At 59.7% G+C, this 18,678-nt stretch carries 19 protein-coding genes; 9 read left to right on the top strand and 10 right to left on the bottom strand.

Translation table 11 applies throughout. The annotated features are described in order from the left end of the window. Positions 1-39: 39 nt before the first annotated feature. The 8 genes from NTD84_RS14585 to NTD84_RS14550 form a co-directional block, all read right to left on the bottom strand. Positions 40-1,695: a cation acetate symporter gene (locus NTD84_RS14585; RefSeq protein WP_262166683.1), complete on the bottom strand. Its 1,656-nt coding sequence runs from the start codon at positions 1,693-1,695 to the stop codon at positions 40-42. After that, complete coding sequence (locus NTD84_RS14580; protein WP_262166680.1) at positions 1,692-2,054, bottom strand: DUF485 domain-containing protein; 363 nt, start codon at positions 2,052-2,054, stop codon at positions 1,692-1,694. Before NTD84_RS14580 ends, NTD84_RS14585 begins: the two co-directional genes overlap by 4 nt. Before the next feature lie 32 nt (positions 2,055-2,086). Beyond that, complete coding sequence (locus tag NTD84_RS14575) at positions 2,087-3,307, bottom strand: FAD binding domain-containing protein (RefSeq protein WP_262166679.1); 1,221 nt, start codon at positions 3,305-3,307, stop codon at positions 2,087-2,089. Further along, positions 3,304-3,783, bottom strand: a complete 480-nt coding sequence (locus tag NTD84_RS14570) for a VOC family protein (protein WP_262166678.1) — start codon at positions 3,781-3,783, stop codon at positions 3,304-3,306. The genes NTD84_RS14575 and NTD84_RS14570 overlap by 4 nt, the downstream gene beginning before the upstream one ends. A gap of 276 nt (positions 3,784-4,059) precedes the next feature. Beyond that, positions 4,060-4,773 carry a TetR/AcrR family transcriptional regulator gene (locus tag NTD84_RS14565; protein WP_262166677.1) on the bottom strand — a complete coding sequence of 238 codons (714 nt, stop codon included), beginning with the start codon at positions 4,771-4,773 and terminating at the stop codon, positions 4,060-4,062. Between the two features lie 94 nt (positions 4,774-4,867). After that, entirely contained in the window at positions 4,868-5,785 is a 918-nt protein-coding gene (locus NTD84_RS14560; RefSeq protein ID WP_262166675.1) for a LysR family transcriptional regulator, read from the bottom strand. A gap of 100 nt (positions 5,786-5,885) precedes the next feature. Continuing rightward, a complete protein-coding gene (locus NTD84_RS14555; protein ID WP_262166673.1) occupies positions 5,886-7,100 on the bottom strand; it encodes an MFS transporter in 1,215 nt (404 codons plus the stop codon). 184 nt (positions 7,101-7,284) lie between these two features. After that, on the bottom strand, positions 7,285-7,524 hold the full coding sequence (locus NTD84_RS14550) for an SDR family oxidoreductase (RefSeq protein ID WP_262167227.1): 240 nt from the start codon (positions 7,522-7,524) through the stop codon (positions 7,285-7,287). Between NTD84_RS14550 and NTD84_RS14545 the strand changes: the two genes are divergently transcribed. Continuing rightward, the gene (locus tag NTD84_RS14545; protein WP_262166671.1) at positions 7,523-8,287 is read left to right on the top strand and encodes a hypothetical protein; all 765 of its coding nucleotides are present in this window, start codon (positions 7,523-7,525) and stop codon (positions 8,285-8,287) included. The two genes, NTD84_RS14550 and NTD84_RS14545, sit on opposite strands and share 2 nt — an antisense overlap. Here NTD84_RS14545 and NTD84_RS30070 read toward each other — a convergent pair. Beyond that, the gene (locus NTD84_RS30070; protein ID WP_410017352.1) at positions 8,266-8,481 is read right to left on the bottom strand and encodes a hypothetical protein; all 216 of its coding nucleotides are present in this window, start codon (positions 8,479-8,481) and stop codon (positions 8,266-8,268) included. The two genes, NTD84_RS14545 and NTD84_RS30070, sit on opposite strands and share 22 nt — an antisense overlap. Before the next feature lie 103 nt (positions 8,482-8,584). After that, a complete protein-coding gene (locus NTD84_RS14535) occupies positions 8,585-9,361 on the bottom strand; it encodes a DNA-binding transcriptional regulator (RefSeq protein ID WP_262166669.1) in 777 nt (258 codons plus the stop codon). Between the two features lie 134 nt (positions 9,362-9,495). On the opposite strand from NTD84_RS14535, the gene NTD84_RS14530 reads away from it, so the two are divergent. The 8 genes from NTD84_RS14530 to NTD84_RS14495 all read left to right on the top strand — a co-directional run bounded on the left by NTD84_RS14530 (position 9,496) and on the right by NTD84_RS14495 (position 18,433). Continuing rightward, positions 9,496-11,154, top strand: a complete 1,659-nt coding sequence (locus NTD84_RS14530) for a bifunctional 3-(3-hydroxy-phenyl)propionate/3-hydroxycinnamic acid hydroxylase (RefSeq protein WP_262166666.1) — start codon at positions 9,496-9,498, stop codon at positions 11,152-11,154. Between the two features lies 1 nt (position 11,155). Further along, complete coding sequence (mhpB, locus tag NTD84_RS14525) at positions 11,156-12,109, top strand: 3-carboxyethylcatechol 2,3-dioxygenase (RefSeq protein ID WP_262166664.1); 954 nt, start codon at positions 11,156-11,158, stop codon at positions 12,107-12,109. Between the two features lie 17 nt (positions 12,110-12,126). Then, a complete protein-coding gene (locus NTD84_RS14520; protein ID WP_262166663.1) occupies positions 12,127-12,996 on the top strand; it encodes an alpha/beta fold hydrolase in 870 nt (289 codons plus the stop codon). Positions 12,997-13,010: 14 nt separating this feature from the next. Continuing rightward, positions 13,011-13,805: a 2-keto-4-pentenoate hydratase gene (gene mhpD / locus NTD84_RS14515; protein ID WP_262166660.1), complete on the top strand. Its 795-nt coding sequence runs from the start codon at positions 13,011-13,013 to the stop codon at positions 13,803-13,805. Positions 13,806-13,837: 32 nt separating this feature from the next. Beyond that, on the top strand, positions 13,838-14,773 hold the full coding sequence (locus tag NTD84_RS14510; protein WP_262166658.1) for an acetaldehyde dehydrogenase (acetylating): 936 nt from the start codon (positions 13,838-13,840) through the stop codon (positions 14,771-14,773). 10 nt (positions 14,774-14,783) lie between these two features. After that, on the top strand, positions 14,784-15,803 hold the full coding sequence (gene dmpG, locus NTD84_RS14505; RefSeq protein WP_262166657.1) for a 4-hydroxy-2-oxovalerate aldolase: 1,020 nt from the start codon (positions 14,784-14,786) through the stop codon (positions 15,801-15,803). 82 nt (positions 15,804-15,885) lie between these two features. Continuing rightward, a complete protein-coding gene (gene mhpT / locus NTD84_RS14500; RefSeq protein ID WP_262166655.1) occupies positions 15,886-17,088 on the top strand; it encodes a 3-(3-hydroxy-phenyl)propionate transporter MhpT in 1,203 nt (400 codons plus the stop codon). 73 nt (positions 17,089-17,161) lie between these two features. After that, complete coding sequence (locus tag NTD84_RS14495; RefSeq protein WP_262166651.1) at positions 17,162-18,433, top strand: OprD family porin; 1,272 nt, start codon at positions 17,162-17,164, stop codon at positions 18,431-18,433. The last annotated feature ends 245 nt before the right edge of the window (positions 18,434-18,678 follow it).

Raw genomic sequence — 18,678 nt, 5'->3', positions numbered from 1 at the left:
AGTTCGACCCCAGGAAATTATTATTTTTGTGTCAACAGATCAGTCAGCTTTCAACTGGGCATTCCAGGTGGCCGGTGTGCCCAGTTCAGAGTCGACCAGTTGATTTTCGAACCGGCCGCGTTCACGCAGGGCACTGGCAGAACGGTCAGTGACGGAGAACCAGAAAATACCGATGAATGCGACGGCCATTGAAAACAGGGCCGGGTATTCGTAGGGGAACCAGGCTTGCGGGTGATGAAGAATCTTGACCCAGACGGTCGGGCTGAGAATGCACAAGGTAATGGCAGAGACCAACCCCAGGGATCCGCCGATCACGGCGCCACGGGTCGTCAGGCCTTTCCAGTAAATCGACAGCAACAACACCGGGAAATTGGAACTGGCGGCGATGGAGAACGTCAGGCTCACGATAAAAGCGATGTTCTGTTTTTCAAACGCGATGGCCAGGAGAATCGACAACACACCCAGCACCAGGGTTGTCACGCGAGAGACGCGCATTTCTTCCCGGTCGCTGGCGGTGCCCCGGCGCAAGGCATGGGCATACAGGTCATGAGAAACAGCCGACGAGCCAGCCAGGGTCAGGCCGGCCACGACCGCCAATATCGTCGAGAACGACACCGCACACATGAACCCGAGGAAGACATTGCCGCCGACGTTGTGGGCGAGGTGAATCGCCACCATGTTAACGCCGCCCACTATCCCGCCCGATGCATCGTGATACGCCGGATTGCTGGCAACCAGGGCGATGGTGCCGAAGCCGATGATGACAATGAGCGCATAGCCTATGCCGACCAGTCCGGTGGCATACAGAATACTTTGGCGCGCGGCCTTGACGTTACCGACGGTGAAGAACCGCATGAGGATATGCGGAAGGCCTGCGGTGCCGAACACCAATGCCAACCCCAGAGAAATGGCCGACACCGGGTCGGTGATCAGCCCGCCTGGGCTCATGATCGCCGTATGGGATGGATGAACTTTGGTCGCTTGAGTGAACAGCTGGTTCAGGCTGAAGCCGAATTCGGACAACACCATGAAGGCCATGAATACGCAGCCGGTCAGCAGTAAAACCGCCTTGATGATCTGAATCCAGGTGGTGGCCAGCATCCCGCCAAAGAACACGTAGATCACCATCAGCGTACCGACAAGAAGCACTGCCGCGGTGTAGTCGAAGCCGAATAGCAACTCCACCAGTTTCCCCGCGCCGACCAGCTGGGAAACCAGGTAAAGCAGCACGATCACGATCGAACTGGACGCCGCAAAAGCGCGTATGGGTCGTTGTTGCAACCGATAAGACAGCACGTCCGCCAGGGTGTAACGGCCAAGATTGCGCAAGGGTTCAGCAATCAGAAACAGGATGATCGGCCAACTGGCCAGGAAGCCGATGGAATAGATCAGCCCGTCAAACCCACTGGTAAACACCAATGCGGAGATGCCCAGCAATGAAGCGGCGGACATGTAATCTCCGGCGATGGCCCAGCCGTTCTGCAAGCCGGTGATTTTCCCGCCTGCGGCATAGTGATCGGCAACGCTATTGTTTTTACGGGCCGCCCAGCGAGTGACGAACAGCGTGAAGATGACAAACGCCAGGAACATGCCGATGGCGATGGGATTATGTGGCTGCACGGCGGCCGGGACGTCGGCCGCGTATACGGCGGCCGACGTCAGAATGGCCGAGAGCGTAATAAGTAGACGCTTCATGGGTTGAAGCTCCTGATGATTGTTTTTATTTTCGGGTCGTAGCAGGTGTTGGTGCGCCATACGTAGACGGCCACCAGCAGAATCGTGAACGCGAGCATGCCAAAGCCAATCGGCACGCCCCACGTCATCGGTTGCCCTTCGGTGATAGGCGTTCCCAGGCGGGCCGGAATAAAGGCCAGGGACAGAATGAAGCCGAAATAGACCACCAGCATGAGCGCCGTCATGCTCCAGGCAAATATTCGTCGCTGTTTGACCAGGGCACGAAACTCCGGACTAGCGAGAATCGGATTCTGAACAGCCTCATTTATCTGCCCAGCGGACACGGCTGGGCCACCGTCTTGCGGATATGCATGTTCCATGGTTGTCTCCTGCGAAGGACTTATTGTTGGAACTAAAACTTCACGGGCACTGCGGTTTCACGCATGACGGCTTCTGGAGTGCGGTACAGCTCGGCCATTTCGCGCTCTTCCGCGCTTTTAAGTTGCGCCTGCATATACGCGCCAAGATGCCTCGCGTGCTGAACAATCGACGCTCCGAAACGGCAGCGTTGTTCGCTGTAGTCGGCCAGTGCCGCTTCGACGGATGGGTGTTGCTCAAGCGCTTCGACGATGGCCAATGCATCGCCGGCGGCTTTGGTCACACCCATTCCGCAATGAGGCCGTGCGACAAAGGCGGCATCGCCGAGCAAGGCCACACGGCCGAAATTCATCTTCGGAACTTCCAGGTCATAGATCGGCTGGAATAACGGCTGCGCAGCTTTCTTCACGACTTCGGCGAACTGCGGGGCGAGCAATGTATCCGCCGACTTGTACATATTGGCGAGCACATCACGGCGTATCAGCGCAGGGGGAATGCCGCCTTCGAATTGTTTGCCGCTTTCATCGCGCAGCAAATCTTTCAGTTCCTCGTCGTCGCTGGTGCGGTACCACACGAAGTTATAACGACGCTCACCTGCAAGCGTGCTATTCGAATGCCCGGCAACCGGGTAGCCGAGAATCTGCTCGTGCGGGGGTAAACAGAACGCGAACTTGTCGAACAACGATGCGTGGGCGGCGTCAGAAAGCGCCGCTTCATCTACCAGTCCACGCCAGGCGATATACCCCGCGTACTGCAGATGCACGTCGGGCAAAAACTGCTGGCGAATCGTCGAGCGAAATCCGTCGGCAGCAATCACGACGTCGGCCTGATAAGTGCTGCCATCGGCCAACGTGACGCTGGCATGGGTGTCGGTGCTGTCGACCGCGACGATACTTCCACCGCAGCGATACCGTGAATCCGGAAATGCCGCACGCAGGACCTGGTACATCTTCCCCCACGCAGTCAACGTTTGCGGCAGCGCGTTCTCGAGTACGACATCGCCATCCTGGGCCAGCGTGACGCGCGAGCGCACGTCGATCCCCACGGAGGCATCGAGGGGGATGCCCGCCGCGGTCATCGCGTCGAACAATTCGGGGTGGGTCACGATGCCTGCGCCACGCCCGGCGAGTTCATCCGGCACGCGTTCGAAGACTTCGACGTCCCAGCCCTTGCGCAACAACATGTTCGCCGCGAACAGACCACCCAGCGAGCCGCCGACGACGATCGCGCGACGCTTGTGCAGTGAATGGGTCATGACCGTTCTCCCGCCGCCGCAACATGGGACCCATAGGAACCGACGGCTGCAATCTCAGAGGCCGGGAAATTGAGCTCGATGGTGACGCCGGAGGGATCTTCGACGAAGACCTGATGCAGGCCGAGGCTCGGCACCGTGCGATCGCGCCAGGCAATGCCTTCGGCCTCGAATACGCTCCAGAACTCAACCAGGCCAGTGACCAGGAAGGCAATGTGGTCGACGGTTCCGGTGCCTGTCAGCGGGATGTCCTTGTCGCCGAGGTACTGCTTGAGGCCCTCGGGATTGGCGGGATCGATCCCAATGATATGGACGGTGCCGAAGTCCTTCTCGTCCCCGCCCATGTACAACCACACGCCAGGAAAATCGAACGGCGGCCGGTAGCCAGGGGTGAAACCGAGCACCTTTTGATAAAAGCGGCTGGACTTTTCCAGGTCGAAAGACCGGATCGAGTAGTGAGCGAGTTTTCGGACTTGCATGGCGCCTCCAACAGTTTTTTGTATTTATTTATCGGTTGATAAACAATAAGGAGTGATGAAATTGAAGTAAATAGCGGGAGGCTCAGATTTTTCAGGATTGCACGGAAGCACGGCGTGATGCCGTCAGTCGCGAAGCGTGTTTCAGGTGTTTGGAAAGGGCTTTTCAGAGGCGTTCGCCCCTCGACCACCCGATCAGCCAAAGGCTGAAACAGGTGATGAGCGGTCGACAAAAAGAAGGGGCAAGCGGGCGATAAGGTGGTGGGGAAAGCGGAAAAATCAGTCTGCGCGTGGCTGTTCGTCAAGTCCGCTGTCGACCTGTTGCAGCACGTGGGGACTGCCGTTGAGGAACGCGTCGACCATCTGATCGATCAGCGCATCAATGTCCTCGGTCACCGGGAGATCGTAGATCCATTTGCGCACGCCGATATAGAAAATGCTGGCGTGCAAGCTCCAGATCAGCTCGAGTTCTTTTTCATTGATGGTTTCCCCCGAGGAAGGTGCCAGACCGTGAGCATGGCGAATTTCCGCGATCACGGGAATGAAGACGCGCTCACGCAACTTGGCCAGGTACCGATCGTTGATGCCCTCACGCGTCAGCCCGGCGAAAACGAAGATCCGAATCCACTCCCGACGCAGAATCACCTTTGCATAAGAGGTATAGAAACGAACCAGGCGAGACTGCAGGGGTTCCGAGCGATCCTTGATCATCGCCTCCCATGAGCTGTCCCACTGATAGACCTCTTCGTAGACCCGGTCGATCAGCGCCTCTTTGCTGGGAAAATATCGATAGAGCAGCGGCTGGGTAATGTCCAGTTGCCGCGCCAGTTCACGGGTGCTCCCGGAAAATCCGCACGTCGCAAAATGCTCGATGGCCTTCTGCACGATCTGGTTTTCCCGGACCTCGGGCGACAGGCGTCGAGCCGTCGATTTGACTGGGGCCTCTGAGTCCGTGGATGTTTCCGGCTCGTCTTGGTTCTTTGAGTCTTGCATAACGCCTCGCTGAAGCTGCATCGAGGCATCATACAAAACAAAAGAATGCGCTGGCTATGAACCGCGATCCGCCGTTCGTGAGCACACCTGGCGATCAGTGCCGGGGCTGGTGTTCAGGCCCGAGCAGTTCACCGATGAAATCGATAAACGCATTGACGCGTTTGGAGCCGCGGTGATTGGGTAGATACAACGCAGAAATGGCCGAACTCGCATCGTTCGGATTGATCACAAAAGGCTCGAACAACGAGGTCAGGTCGCCGCTGCCAATATCATCATCGACGAGCCAGTCAGGTAACAGCGCTACCCCGCCGCCCGCCAGCACAACTTCGCGCAACACCTCCGCGTTGTTACTTTTAAAACGGCCCTCAACGGGGACCCGGATTTCTTCCCCGTCCTTCTGGAACGTCCAGACCTGCTGCCTTGCCCCATAACTGAAGCGCAGGCATTCGTGCTGCAACAGGTCCATCGGCTGTTGCGGAAACCCATGTGCATTCAGGTAGGCCGCACTGGCAACGACGCGACGTCGAAAATGGCCGATGGGCCGACTGACTACCCCATCCATGGCGGCTGCCGACCCCAAGCGGATCGATAGATCAACCCGCTCACCGAGCAATTCGACGATGTCGTCAGAAAGCGTCATGTCCAGCACCAACTGCGGGTAACGCTGCAGCAGCGAGGCGATATGCGGGGCAATAAGTCGCCGCCCAAGCGCCACTGGCACCGAAATACGCAGATGACCCGCGGGGACTTCGCCGCGGTCAGTGACCGAGGCATCCGCTTCGGCGACCGCGTTCAGCACCTCCCGCGCCTTCAAATAGTAGGCGGCCCCGGCATCGGACAATGAGATCTGACGGGTGGAACGGTTGAGCAGGACAGCGCCCAGTTCAGCCTCGAGCCCATCGATCATCCGGGTGACGGACGAGGTCGCCAGGCCCAACTGCCGAGCGGCAGAGGAAAATCCCTTCGAATCCACCGCCTGGACGAACATCTTCAATGCGAGCAGCTTGTCCATGACACTCCTTGACTCACCCGGCGCTCACCTGGAGCAGTGCCCTGATTGTACGTCGTGACTCGATGGGCTGACGACAGGGGCGCTCGCCCCCCTCGTTCATTCAAGCGGCGGTCTGCCCGGCGCGACGAGACACCAGCGAGAAAACGATCAACGTGAGCAGTGACAATCCACTTCCCACCGCGGCAATCGCCAACCAGCTGAAGTGTTCATACAGCGAACTGGCTACCGAGGAACCGATTGCGCCGCCAATAAAGATACTGATCATGTACAACGCATTCAGACGGCCTCGGTTGGCCGTGCCCAGGGCGTAGACGGCTCGCTGGCCAAGCACCATGTTCATCTGCACGGCAAAGTCCAGCGCGACACCCGTCACCGCCAGCCCGATCACACCGTAAAAGGGATTGATGAAGGCCGGGAGGAAACTCACCGCGCCGAGCACCATGGCCAACTGTGAAGCGCGCCGAGTGTGCCCTGCATCGGCGAGCCGACCACTGATCGGTGCGGCGACTGCGCCGATCGCGCCGACCAGCGAGAACAGCGCAATCTGACTCTGCGTGAGACCGAACTCGCGGCTCAATACCAGCGGTACCGCAGTCCAGAACAAACTGAACGCCGCGAACATCAGCCCTTGATACAGCGCCCGTTGACGCAGCACCGGCTCGTGGCAAAACAGTTGGCCAAGGGACCTCAGCAACTGACCATACGTTGCGCGATGGGCCGGTTGCCATTTGGGCATGGTCATGGCGATCACGATGGAGATAATCAGCATCAAGGTCGCCGCCGCGATAAACACCGCGCGCCAGCCAAAATGATCAGCCACCAGGCTCGACAGCGGCCGCGCCAGCAGGATGCCCAACAGCAAGCCGCCCATGATCCCGCCCACCACCCGGCCGCGAGATTCTTCCGGCGCCAGATGCGCGGCCAACGGGATCAGCATCTGCACGGAGACCGAGCTGAAACCAATGAGCGCCGAGACCACGAGAAATACGCTCGGCTGCTTGGCCAGGCCAGCGGCAATCAAGCTGAAGATCGTAATCACGATCGTCGTGATCATCAGCCGGCGGTTTTCGACCAGGTCCGCCAGGGGTACCAGGAAAAACAAGCCCAGTGCATAACCAATCTGGGTCAACGACACGATGAAGCTGGCGCTGCCATTCGACATGCCGATATCCGGGGCGATCAAACTGATGATCGGTTGTGCGTAATAGATGTTGGCCACGATGGCCCCACAACAGAACGCAAAGAGAAGCACCAGCCCTCTCGTCATTGAAGCTTTGGTTATCGTCGCTGTTGTGCCGCTGGTTGAAACGCTCATGCCGTGGACTCCTGAGGTTCGACGGCGGTGACTTTCCACTGAAAGGTCATCCGCCTGAATGTTTGTCAGGTGGTCAAAATAGGCGGCAGGCCCCCGCGAGAGAATAGGGGCCTGGCGCAACGTCATGTTGCGTCGTGCGCAAAAGTTGGCTGGCGACCTCGCCGAAAATCAAATGATGTTCAGATCAAGGGATCCCGCCATCAACACGCACCAGACTGCCGGTCACAAAGCTACTGAACGGACTCGCCAGATAAAGCGCAGCGGTGACGATTTCATGTGGTTGACCTGGCCGCCCCAATGAATTGTCGAACTTTTCGCGCGCTTCGATGGGCCAAGCCTTTGCCACATCAGTCAGGAATGGTCCGGCAGACAAGGGATCGCGTCTGGACTGGCTAGGCTTCGGCTCACTCAGCGTGGCGATCATGGCCACGCAGTTGTTCCTCGACCGGGGCGAACAACTGGGCTGGTTTTCCTCCATGGAAATCGTGCTCGAAGCCGTTATAGCGTTGTCGGCCTTGTATGTTTTTCTGGCCCACACCTTCACTGCCAAAGATCCCTTTATCAGCCTGGCGCTATTCAAGGATCGCAACTTCAGCCTGAGCGTGGTGTTCATCTTTATCATCGGTATCACCTACCTGGCCTCGCTGGCGCTGATGACGCCTTACCTGCAAAACCTGATGGGTTATCCGGTACTCAAGGCAGGCCTGGCCATGGGCCCGCGTGGCCTGGGGACGATGGCAACGATGTACCTTGCCGGGCGACTGATCAGTCAGGTCGACACTCGCTGGTTGCTGTTCTGGGGGCTGGCACTGTCCGCAGGCTCCATGTGGCTGATGACAGGCTGGACACCTCAAGTGTGGCGCAACGTTGGTTCCAGCGTAGGCATCTCCATCGTCACCGTGCTGCTGGTGCAAAACACCCAGGTCAACCATGAGCAAATCGGTGCACATATCACAGGATTCAATCGTCTGCTCCATGCCTGGCCGCTCAACAGCGTCCTCGACCCCGTGACAGAAAGTGGCCGGGCAATGCTTGACGGAATGATCAGCACACAAGCGCTCTGGATTGCCTATCTCGACGATTTCAAGCTGCTGATGCTGCTGTCTCTGGCGGTCATGCCGCTGCTGTTGATCATCAAACCACCGGCGATGATCGCTCGTGACGATCATGGGCCGGTGCTGGAATAGATAATCAGGAAGATGAAACAGGTGTAACCCGCTGCAAACGCGCTGCGGATTGGCACCTGTTCGTCACAGAGGGTTGGGGGCTGTACTTCTTCAAACAACTCAGTGCGTCGACGGAGCGCGACGATGTTGTTGCCGATCAGGCCTGCGGTGGCTTCGCTGGCCTGTGACAACAGGCCGATCGGATTAGCGATCAATGCGTAATTGTCTCCCCAAGCGGTGGCTTCGTAGCCTCGACAACTGTTACTCAAGAACGCCAATAAGCTTTACCCAGTGAGTTGGCTTTCAACGCAGGCAACATCAGCGCAATTGAGCCTGGATCTGTTTCACTACCCCCTGCATCGCCGGCAGATAACGGCGCGCCGCTTCATCAATGGGCATCGCCTTGGCGATGTACACCAGGTTCAGGCAGCCCATCACCCGTTCTTCGTGCATGACCGGGATCGCGATGGCGGCGATCTTGCGTTCCAGGCCCCAGTGCGAATTGTTTTCGCCATACCCCTTGGCCAAGGTGTGCTCCACCAGGCGCTCCACAAAACGACGGTCGGCGGCCAGCGCCGACTGTTCATCTTCACGGCTGATCATCAACTCAATCAGCTCTTCTCGCTCTGCGGGTCGGCAATGCGCAAAGTACGCACGACCGGTCGCGGTCATCAGCAACGGCAGACGCCGGCCGACCATGGAGCGGTGAAACGACAGGCGGCTGAAGCGATGAGTGGTCTCGCGAATCACCATGGCATCGCCGTCCAGCGTGCACAGGTCGGTGGGCCAGACGACTTTCTGCAGCAACTCTCCGAGCAAGGGTGCGGCGATTGAGGAGATCCATTGTTCATCGCGAAAACCTTCACTGAGTTCGCGTACCTTCAACGTCAGTCGATAGCTATCATCTGAATCACTGCGCCGCACATAACCTTCTGCCTGCAAGGTCTCCAACAACCTGCGCACAGTGGTGCGATGCAGCCCGCTCTGCTCCGCCAATTGTGCGGTGCTGGCCCCGCCATCGAAGCGGTTCAAGCTATTGATCAGAGCCAGACCGCGCATCAGCCCACGGACGGACTTGTATTCTGCTTCGCTCATGAATGGCTCCATTATTGTTATAAATCAACGATGTGCACCTAGTGCACACTACCAACAGTTGTCGTTGTCGACCAGCTCCGTGATTTCCATACTGCGCCCAACAAGAAATCCAAAAGCGCTGTACGGAGATACCCATGAGTCCTGCACCCATTCCATCCACATTGGACCTGACCACCGACGTTGCCATCGTCGGCGCAGGCCCTGTCGGCTTGATGATTGCCAATTACCTGGGCCAATGTGGTGTGAGCGTCACCTTGGTAGAAAAGCTCGACAGCCTGATCGATTACCCCCGCGCCATCGGCCTGGACGACGAAAGCCTGCGCACCTTCCAGGCTGTTGGCTTGGCCGACGCCGTGCTGCCGCACACCACACCCTGGCACGCCATGCGTTTCCTGACCCCCAAAGGTCGCTGCTTTGCCGATATACAGCCCAAGACCGATGAGTTCGGCTGGTCGCGCCGAAACGCCTTCATCCAGCCCTTGGCCGATCGCGTATTGTTCGAAGGCTTGCAGCGTTTTGATAACGTCAAGGTCTTGTTCGGCCGTGAGCTCGAAGGCTTCGAACAAAATGACAGCACCGTGGTGCTCAACCTCAAGCATCAGAACGGTCGGGGCGAACGTCTTCAGGCCCGTTATCTGATTGGTTGCGACGGCGGCAACAGCCTGGTGCGACGCAGTCTGAACATCAGTTTCGAAGGCAAGACCGCGCCTAATCAGTGGATCGTCGTCGACATCGCCAACGACCCGTTGAGCACCCCCCATGTTTACCTGTGCTGCGACCCGGTACGCCCGTACGTTTCCGCCGCCCTGCCCCATGGCGTGCGTCGTTTTGAATTCATGGTCATGCCTGGCGAGACGGAAGCCGAACTGAGCAAACCCGAGAACATGCGCAAGCTGCTGGCCAAGGTGCTGCCGAATCCGGACCGCATTGAATTGATCCGCAGCCGCGTCTATACCCACAACGCTCGCCTGGCGGGTCGGTTCCGTGAGGGCCGTGTGCTGCTGGCCGGCGACGCCGCGCACATCATGCCGGTATGGCAGGGTCAGGGTTACAACAGCGGCATGCGCGACGCCTCCAACCTGGCCTGGAAACTGTCACTGGTCATCAAAGGCCTGGCTGCCGACAGCCTGCTCGACAGCTATGAACAGGAGCGCCGTGACCACGCCAAGGCGATGATCGACCTGTCTGTGTTGGCCGGTCACGTGTTGGCACCGCAAAAACGCTGGCAAGGCACCCTGCGTGACGGGCTCTCGTGGCTGCTCAATTATGTGCCGCCCATCAAGCGCTACTTCGTGGAAATGCGCTTCAAACCGATGCCGCAATACACCCAGGGCGCCTTGATCGTACCTAGCGAAAAAGGCTCTCCGGTGGGCAAGATGTTCATTCAACCCCGGGTACTGACCGAAGCGGGAGAAATCGTGCTGCTGGATGAGTTGATAGGCGAGAATTTCGCGATCATCGCCTGGGGCTGCGACCCGACTTGGGGCCTGACGGCTGCACAGATCGATCACTGGCAAGCACTGGGCACGCGTTTTATCCAGGTACTGCCAGACGTCCAGCTCAAAGTTGCCAGTGACGTTAGCCAAGGTGTGATGCGCATCGGTGACAGCACCGGCCGCCTCAAGGAATGGTTCGCCCGCGGCTCGGCCTCTATCGCCCTGGTGCGTCCGGATCGCTTCCTTGCCGGCCTGGCCATTCCGCAAACCGTCGGCCAGGCTTGTGATGACTTAGCCCTGGCACTCAAGGCGCTGCCGCAACCCGAAGTGGCGATCCCCGCCAGCCAGGTGGCCTGACATGAGCGCCTATCTGCACTGCTTGTCTCACACGCCATTGGTGGGCTACGTCGATCCGACGCCTGAGGTGTTGGCCGAGGTTGACGCCATGATCGCTGATGCCCGTGAGCGCATCGCGCGCTTCAATCCGGAGCTGATAGTCCTGTTCGGCCCCGACCACTACAACGGCTTTTTCTATGACGTGATGCCGGCCTTCTGCATCGGCATGGCCGCCCACGCCATCGGTGATTTCGACACCGCCGCCGGTCCCTTGGACGTGCCCAAAGTGCTGGCAGAATCCTGCGCCCAGGCTGTCCTGGATGCCGGTGTGGACGCTGCCGTGTCCTATCGCATGCAGGTTGACCACGCGTTCGCCCAACCGCTGGAGCTGTTGCTTGGCGGTTTGAGGGAATGCCCGGTGATTCCGGTGTTCGTCAATTCGGTCGCCGTGCCGTTGCCCGGTTTCAAGCGTTCCCGCCTGCTCGGTCAAGCGATTGGCCATTGGGCGCAGTCGCTGAACAAGCGCGTGCTGTTCCTGGCGTCCGGGGGACTGTCCCATCAGCCTCCTGTGCCGGAATTGGCCAAGGTCGATGCGCGTATGGCTGATCGACTGATGGGCAGCGGTCGCCAATTGCCGGCTGATGAGCGACAGGCGCGCCAGGAACGCGTGATCCAGGCCGCCCGGGATTTCGTTGAAGACCAAAGCAGCCTGCATCCGCTTAATCCCGCGTGGGATCAGCAGTTTCTCGACACCCTCGAACAGGGCCGCCTGAGCGACCTCGATGCCTTGGGCAATGACGAACTGTCAGCACTGGCCGGCAAGTCCACTCACGAGGTGAAAACCTGGATCGCCGCCTTCGCTGCCCTTTGCGCCTTCGGCCCTTATCAGGCCGAAGGGCGCTACTACCGTCCGATTCCCGAATGGATCGCAGGCTTCGCCGCCCTTGGCGCCAAGCCGCTGAACAACAACCACTGAATCCGAGGAACACTGCCATGACTGCCACTGCGCCAGCATTCACCGAAGCCTCTACCAGCCGTTTTGTCGACATCAGCGAAGGAGAGTTGAAGCTGCGACTGCATTACAACGACGTGGGTCAGGGCGCCGAGACCGTGGTCATGCTCCACGGTTCCGGACCCGGCGCCAGCGGTTGGGCCAACTTCCATCGCAACATCGAACCGTTGGTGACCGGCGGTTACCGAGTGATCCTGATGGATTGCCCGGGCTGGAGCAAAAGTGACCCGATTGTTTGCGACAGCTCGCGCTCAGACCTCAACGCTCGTGCCCTTAAAGGCCTGGTTGATGCGCTGGGTCTGGACCGTGTGCACATCATCGGCAACTCCATGGGCGGCCACAGCACCGTAGCCTTCGCCCTCGCCTACCCGGAGCGCATCGGCAAACTGATACTGATGGGCGGCGGCACCGGCGGCCCAAGCGCCTTCGTGCCGCAACCTACCGAAGGGATCAAGCTGATCGGCGCGCTGTACCGCGAACCGACCATCGAGAACCTGAAGAAGATGATGAACGTCTTCGTCTTCGACGCCAGCAGCTTGACCGACGAACTGTTCCAGACCCGCCTGGACAACATCCTGGCGCGCCGCGATCACCTGGAAAATTTCGTCAAGAGCAGCACCCTCAATCCCAAGCAATTCCCGGATTTCAGCCATCGCCTGCACGAAATTACCGCTCAGACGCTACTCGTCTGGGGCCGCGAAGATCGCTTCGTACCCATGGACACCGGCCTGCGCCTGCTGGCCGGCCTGCCCCATGCACAACTGCACGTGTTCAATCGCTGCGGCCACTGGGCTCAATGGGAACACGCCGAGACCTTCAACCGCATGGTCCTGGACTTCCTGACTCACTGAACACCGAGGCTGACATGAACCCTATTCAAGACACTCTGGTACAGCTCGCCGCCGACCTGCGCCAGGCCGAAGCCCGCAACGAAGCCATCGCACCCTTGCGCGAGCAGATCGGCGAAGACAACGCCGAGGCCGCTTACACCATCCAGCGGCTCAACGTCGCCCACGGCGTGGCCAGCGGCCGACGCGTGGTCGGGCGCAAGATCGGCCTGACCAATCCCAAGGTCCAGGCGCAACTGGGTGTCGATCGGCCGGACTTCGGCACCCTGTTCGCCGACATGTGCTACGGCGATAACGAAACCGTCCCGGTGGGCCGTGTGCTGCAACCGAAGATCGAAGCCGAAATTGCACTGATTCTGGAGCGTGATCTACCGCGCGCCGATACCACGATTTCCGACGTAATCGCGGCCACCGGCTGGGTCGTCCCGGCACTGGAAATCGTCGGCAGCCGCGTGCTGGGCTGGAACATTCGCTTCGTCGATACCGTCGCCGACAACGCCTCCAGCGGTTGCTTCGTGCTCGGTGGCCCGGCTCGCCGCCTCGATGGCCTGGACCTGCGCCAGGCCAGCATGCGCATGACCCGCAATGGCGAAGAAGTGTCCAGCGGCAGTGGTGCCGAATGCCTTGGCCATCCACTCAATGCCGCCGTGTGGCTGGCGCAAACCATGGCGCACCTGGGCGATCCGCTGCGAGCGGGCGACATCATTCTCACCGGCGCACTCGGGCCGATGGTGCCGGTCGCGGCCAGTGATCGCTTCGAGGCCGAGATCGAAGGTATTGGTCGGGTCGGTGTGGCCTTCACAGCTGAGTAATCGGCGACTTGCGTGCAACAGAGGTAAGAAAAATGAACAAGCTTAAAGTCGCCATCGTCGGCTCCGGCAACATCGGCACCGACCTGATGATCAAGATCCTGCGTAACGCCAACCACCTGGAAATGGCGGTCATGGTTGGCATCGACCCGGCCTCCGACGGTCTGGCCCGCGCCCAGCGCATGGGCGTTGCCACCACCCACGAAGGCGTTGAAGGCCTCACCCGCATGGACGTGTTCAAGGACATCGACTTCGTCTTCGATGCCACCTCGGCCGGCGCGCATGTAAAGAACGACGCCTTCCTGCGCTCGATCAAACCGGGTATCCGCCTGATCGATTTGACGCCCGCCGCCATCGGTCCGTACTGCGTGCCGGTAGTGAATCTGGAGCAGAACCTCGACCAGCTCAACGTCAACATGGTCACCTGCGGTGGCCAGGCGACCATTCCGATGGTCGCTGCAGTATCGCGCGTGGCCAAGGTGCACTACGCCGAAATCGTCGCCTCGATTGCGAGTAAATCGGCCGGTCCCGGCACCCGTGCCAACATCGACGAGTTTACCGAGACCACCTCCAAGGCTATCGAAGTGATCGGTGGCGCAGCCAAGGGCAAGGCGATCATCGTGATGAATCCGGCCGAACCGCCGCTGATGATGCGCGACACGGTGTTCGTGTTGTCCGAAGCGGCTGACCAGGCGCTGGTCGAGGCCTCCATCGTCGAGATGGCAGCCGCCGTGCAGGCCTATGTGCCGGGCTATCGCCTGAAACAAAAAGTGCAGTTCGACGTCATCCCTGAAGACGCTCCGCTGCACATCCCCGGCCTGGGCACATTCTCTGGCCTGAAGACTTCGGTGTTCCTCGAAGTCGAAGGCGCCGCCCATTACTTGCCAGCCTATGCCGGCAATCTCGACATCATGACCTCCGCTGCCTTGGCCACCGCCGAGCGCATGGCGCAGTCGATGCTGAACGCCTGAGGAGACCGACATGACTTTCAACCCCGGCAAAAAACTCTACATCTCCGACGTGACCCTGCGTGACGGCAGCCACGCGGTTCGCCACCAGTATTCGATCCAGAACGTGCAGGACATTGCTCGCGCGCTGGACAAGGCCAAGGTCGACTCGATCGAAGTGGCTCACGGCGATGGCTTGCAAGGTTCGAGCTTCAACTACGGCTTCGCCGCGCATACCGATTTGGAATGGATCGAAGCGGCGGCCGACGTGATCAGCCACGCGAAAATCACCACGCTTTTGCTGCCCGGCATCGGCACGGTGCATGACTTGAAAGCCGCGTACAACGCCGGTGCCCGAGTGGTGCGCATCGCCACCCATTGCACCGAAGCGGATGTCTCAAAACAGCACATCGAGTACGCCCGCGAGCTGGGCATGGACACGGTCGGTTTCCTGATGATGAGCCACATGATCCCGGCCGAGCAGTTGGCCGCTCAGGCCAAGTTGATGGAGAGCTACGGCGCGACTTGCGTGTACATGGCCGACTCTGGCGGAGCGATGAACATGCAGGACATCCGCGATCGCTTCCGCGCCTTCAAGGCCGTGCTCAAACCGGAAACCGAAACCGGCATGCACGCCCACCACAACCTGTCGCTTGGCGTGGCGAACTCGATCACTGCCGTCGAGGAAGGTTGCGACCGCATCGACGCCAGCCTCGCCGGCATGGGCGCCGGGGCCGGTAACGCGCCGCTGGAAGTGTTCATCGCCGCTGCCGAGCGCCTGGGCTGGAACCACGGCACCGACCTCTACAGGCTGATGGATGCCGCGGATGACATTGTGCGTCCGTTGCAGGATCGCCCGGTGCGCGTCGACCGTGAAACCCTGGCACTGGGTTATGCCGGCGTCTACTCAAGTTTTCTGCGCCACGCTGAGATCGCTGCCGGCAAGTACGGCCTGAAGACCCTCGACATCCTCGTCGAGCTGGGCAAGCGCCGAATGGTCGGCGGTCAGGAAGACATGATTGTTGATGTTGCGTTGGACCTGCTCAAGCGCTGATACCAAGCACCACACCGACTGACCGCCCACACAGCGGTCGGGCGGCCCTGCTTTGCCAACAACAATAAAACGGGTACTACCCATGACTGCGCTAAAACTGACAACACCGTTGCGCATGACGCGGACCATCGGTCTGTGTTTCCTCGTGGCCCTGATGGAGGGCCTTGACCTACAGGCCACCGGGATCGCTGCCCAAGGCATGGCGGCCGCGTTCGAACTGGATAAATTGCACATGAGCTGGGTGTTCAGTGCCGGAATTTTTGGCCTGCTGCCCGGTGCGTTCGTGGGCGGCTGGCTGTCCGATCGCATCGGTCGCAAGCGCGTGCTGATGGCGTCGGTGGCGCTGTTCGGAGTGTTTTCTCTGGTCACCGCTCAGGCCTGGGACTTCAATAGTCTGCTCATCGCCCGGTGCCTGACTGGCGTCGGTTTGGGGGCCGCCCTGCCTAACCTGATTGCCCTGACCAGTGAAGTGGCCGGCCCGCGCCTGCGTGGCAGTGCGGTGAGCCTGATGTACTGCGGCGTGCCGTTGGGCGCGGCGCTGGCGGCGACGATGGGTATTGCCGGCTCTTCGGGCGACTGGCAGACAGTGTTCTACGTCGGCGGCCTGGTGCCTCTTTTGATCGTGCCTCTGTTGGGGCTCTACCTGCCGGAGTCGCTGCAGTTTCGCAGCCACAACGTGGCACCCATCGGCGTGGTCCGAGGCCTGTTCCGTGAAGGAGCAGCCCTGCCGACCGCGCTGATCTGGGTCAGCTATTTCTTTACCCTCATGGTGGTCTACATCCTGATCAACTGGCTGCCAAGCTTGCTGATCGGTCAGGGTTTCAGTGGCCACCAGGCCAGTTCGGTCATGCTCGCGCTTCAGATTGGCGCGGCCGTCGGTACCCTGATGCTGGGCTGGGTAATGGACCGCTTGCCGGCTTGGGCACTGTCCGCACTGATCTACGTCGGGATTCTCGCTTCGCTGACCGTTTTGGGTATGGCCAGCCAGCTGGAAAGCATGCTGCTGGCAGGCTTCGTCGCCGGTTTTTTCGCCACCGGCGGACAGTGCGTGTTGTATGCCTTGGCGCCGCATTTTTATCGACCTTCCGTGCGCGCCACGGGTGTGGGCAGCGCGGTGGCTATCGGCAGACTCGGCGCAATGAGCGGCCCGCTGGTGGCCGGCAAGATGCTCGCCTTGGGCACCGGCACCGCAGGGGTGATGCTCGCCTCGGCACCGGGAATCGTCATCGCCGCAGTGGCGATGTTTTACCTGTCAGTGCGCCGCAACGGAGCTCAGCCTGACTGACAACTCCCGCGCAACACCCCGTGCCGGAAACGGTGCGGGTTCATCCCCAACAACAATAAAAGTGAACACCGGCATGCTCAAGATTTCTCTTCGGGCGCTCAGCGCCTGCACCTGCGTTTTATCCTTTGGCCAAGCTTGCGCCGGCGGTTTTGTCGATGACAGCCACGCCGACCTGACGATGCGCAACTTTTACTTCGATCGTAACTACGTGAACGCAACCCCTCAGGCCGCCGCCCGCGAGTGGGCCCAGGGTTTCATTCTCAATGTGCGCTCTGGTTTTACGGAAGGGCCTGTGGGGTTCGGCCTCGACGCCCAGGGTTTGCTGGGGGTGCGTCTGGATTCTTCACGCGCTCGCACCGGTACCGGGCTGCTGCCGTACAGCGCCACCACCCGTGAGCCGGCCGATGAATATTCGGAGCTGGGCCTGACGGCCAAGGTCAGGGCATCGAAAAGCGAGCTTCAATTAGGCACCATCAGCACGTTTCTGCCGATCGCTTTCGCCAGCCCTACCCGCCTATTGCCACAGACGTTTCGCGGCGCGTACCTCAAGTCCCAGGAAATCGATAACCTGACCCTGCACGTCGGCTGGCTGGACCGCATCAACCTGCGCGACTCCACCGACTACCAGAAAATGTCGGTCGGTTCACCTAACGGACGCTTCAATGGCGCCGCCGAGTCGGACCGTTTTTCTTTTGTCGGCGGCGACTATGCCTGGTCGCCGCAACTGACGCTGAAGTATTACCACGCAGAACTCGCAGACCTGTACCGAAAGGACTTCTACGGCTTTGTCGATAATCGCCCGATCGGCCGCGGCAGCCTGAAAAGCGACTTTCGTCTGTTCGTTACCGGTGAAGACGGCGCAGCCAAGGCCGGCCCGGTGGACAACCGCAATGCGGCACTGATGCTGACGTACGCCTTGGGGGCTCACAAATTCGGAGCCGGCTACATGCAACTGACAGGCAAGACAGCCATGCCATACCTGTTCGGCACCGAACCACTCGTCATCACCGAAGGCACGCTGAGCTCCGAGTTTCTCAACCCCAAGGAGCGCAGTTGGCAGGTACGGTATGACTATAATTTCGTGGCCATGGGCTTGCCAGGGCTCAATGGCATGCTGCGCTACGTGAGCGGCGACAATATCGAACTGGCCAAGCTGGGAGGCTCCAACCTGAAAGAAAGCGAAAAGGATATCGAACTGTCCTACGTGCTGCACGGCACTCCGTTGAACGGCTTGGCCTTGCGCGTGCGCAACGCCTGGTACCGCAACGACTTCACCGCCCAGGCCAGCCACAGGGACGACAATGAGCTACGGGTGAATGTCGATTACACATGGAAGCTATGGTGAGTTTCAGCTGAAACAAGGGCACTCCGCCTGACAAAAGATTCCGCCCAGAGCAGTCATTTTGTAGGGGTAAAAACGACCAACATAAAAAAGGGTCGCGAGATAAAATCTCGCAACCCTTTCAATTATATGGTCGGGACGGAGTGATTCGAACACTCGACCCCTAGCACCCCATCTTCTTTTTCATGCTTCTTGAAAGCTTCCAAAATTTTGCTCTGGATTTCTCCAAGCCAGTATTTACTTGAGCT

Origin of the sequence: Pseudomonas sp. 14P_8.1_Bac3, assembly GCF_025466085.1 — a bacterium.
In the GTDB taxonomy this organism is placed as follows: domain Bacteria; phylum Pseudomonadota; class Gammaproteobacteria; order Pseudomonadales; family Pseudomonadaceae; genus Aquipseudomonas.
The sequence above is the reverse complement of the archived record's forward strand: the minus strand, read 5'-3'. Positions and strand labels throughout refer to the sequence as shown.

What these genes read in the sequence shown, in the direction of transcription:
- NTD84_RS14570 (WP_262166678.1), bottom strand. Translation starts at nt 3,783, where the DNA reads ATGCAAGTCCGAAAACTCGCTCACTACTCGATCCGGTCTTTCGACCTG.
- mhpD (WP_262166660.1), top strand. Translation starts at nt 13,011, where the DNA reads ATGAACCCTATTCAAGACACTCTGGTACAGCTCGCCGCCGACCTGCGC.
- dmpG (WP_262166657.1), top strand. Translation starts at nt 14,784, where the DNA reads ATGACTTTCAACCCCGGCAAAAAACTCTACATCTCCGACGTGACCCTG.
- NTD84_RS14560 (WP_262166675.1), bottom strand. Translation starts at nt 5,785, where the DNA reads ATGGACAAGCTGCTCGCATTGAAGATGTTCGTCCAGGCGGTGGATTCG.
- NTD84_RS14550 (WP_262167227.1), bottom strand. Translation starts at nt 7,524, where the DNA reads ATGATCGCCACGCTGAGTGAGCCGAAGCCTAGCCAGTCCAGACGCGAT.
- NTD84_RS14520 (WP_262166663.1), top strand. Translation starts at nt 12,127, where the DNA reads ATGACTGCCACTGCGCCAGCATTCACCGAAGCCTCTACCAGCCGTTTT.
- NTD84_RS14580 (WP_262166680.1), bottom strand. Translation starts at nt 2,054, where the DNA reads ATGGAACATGCATATCCGCAAGACGGTGGCCCAGCCGTGTCCGCTGGG.
- mhpB (WP_262166664.1), top strand. Translation starts at nt 11,156, where the DNA reads ATGAGCGCCTATCTGCACTGCTTGTCTCACACGCCATTGGTGGGCTAC.
- NTD84_RS14565 (WP_262166677.1), bottom strand. Translation starts at nt 4,773, where the DNA reads ATGCAAGACTCAAAGAACCAAGACGAGCCGGAAACATCCACGGACTCA.
- mhpT (WP_262166655.1), top strand. Translation starts at nt 15,886, where the DNA reads ATGACTGCGCTAAAACTGACAACACCGTTGCGCATGACGCGGACCATC.
- NTD84_RS14495 (WP_262166651.1), top strand. Translation starts at nt 17,162, where the DNA reads ATGCTCAAGATTTCTCTTCGGGCGCTCAGCGCCTGCACCTGCGTTTTA.
- NTD84_RS14545 (WP_262166671.1), top strand. Translation starts at nt 7,523, where the DNA reads ATGGCCACGCAGTTGTTCCTCGACCGGGGCGAACAACTGGGCTGGTTT.
- NTD84_RS14555 (WP_262166673.1), bottom strand. Translation starts at nt 7,100, where the DNA reads ATGAGCGTTTCAACCAGCGGCACAACAGCGACGATAACCAAAGCTTCA.
- NTD84_RS14510 (WP_262166658.1), top strand. Translation starts at nt 13,838, where the DNA reads ATGAACAAGCTTAAAGTCGCCATCGTCGGCTCCGGCAACATCGGCACC.
- NTD84_RS14575 (WP_262166679.1), bottom strand. Translation starts at nt 3,307, where the DNA reads ATGACCCATTCACTGCACAAGCGTCGCGCGATCGTCGTCGGCGGCTCG.
- NTD84_RS14535 (WP_262166669.1), bottom strand. Translation starts at nt 9,361, where the DNA reads ATGAGCGAAGCAGAATACAAGTCCGTCCGTGGGCTGATGCGCGGTCTG.
- NTD84_RS14585 (WP_262166683.1), bottom strand. Translation starts at nt 1,695, where the DNA reads ATGAAGCGTCTACTTATTACGCTCTCGGCCATTCTGACGTCGGCCGCC.
- NTD84_RS14530 (WP_262166666.1), top strand. Translation starts at nt 9,496, where the DNA reads ATGAGTCCTGCACCCATTCCATCCACATTGGACCTGACCACCGACGTT.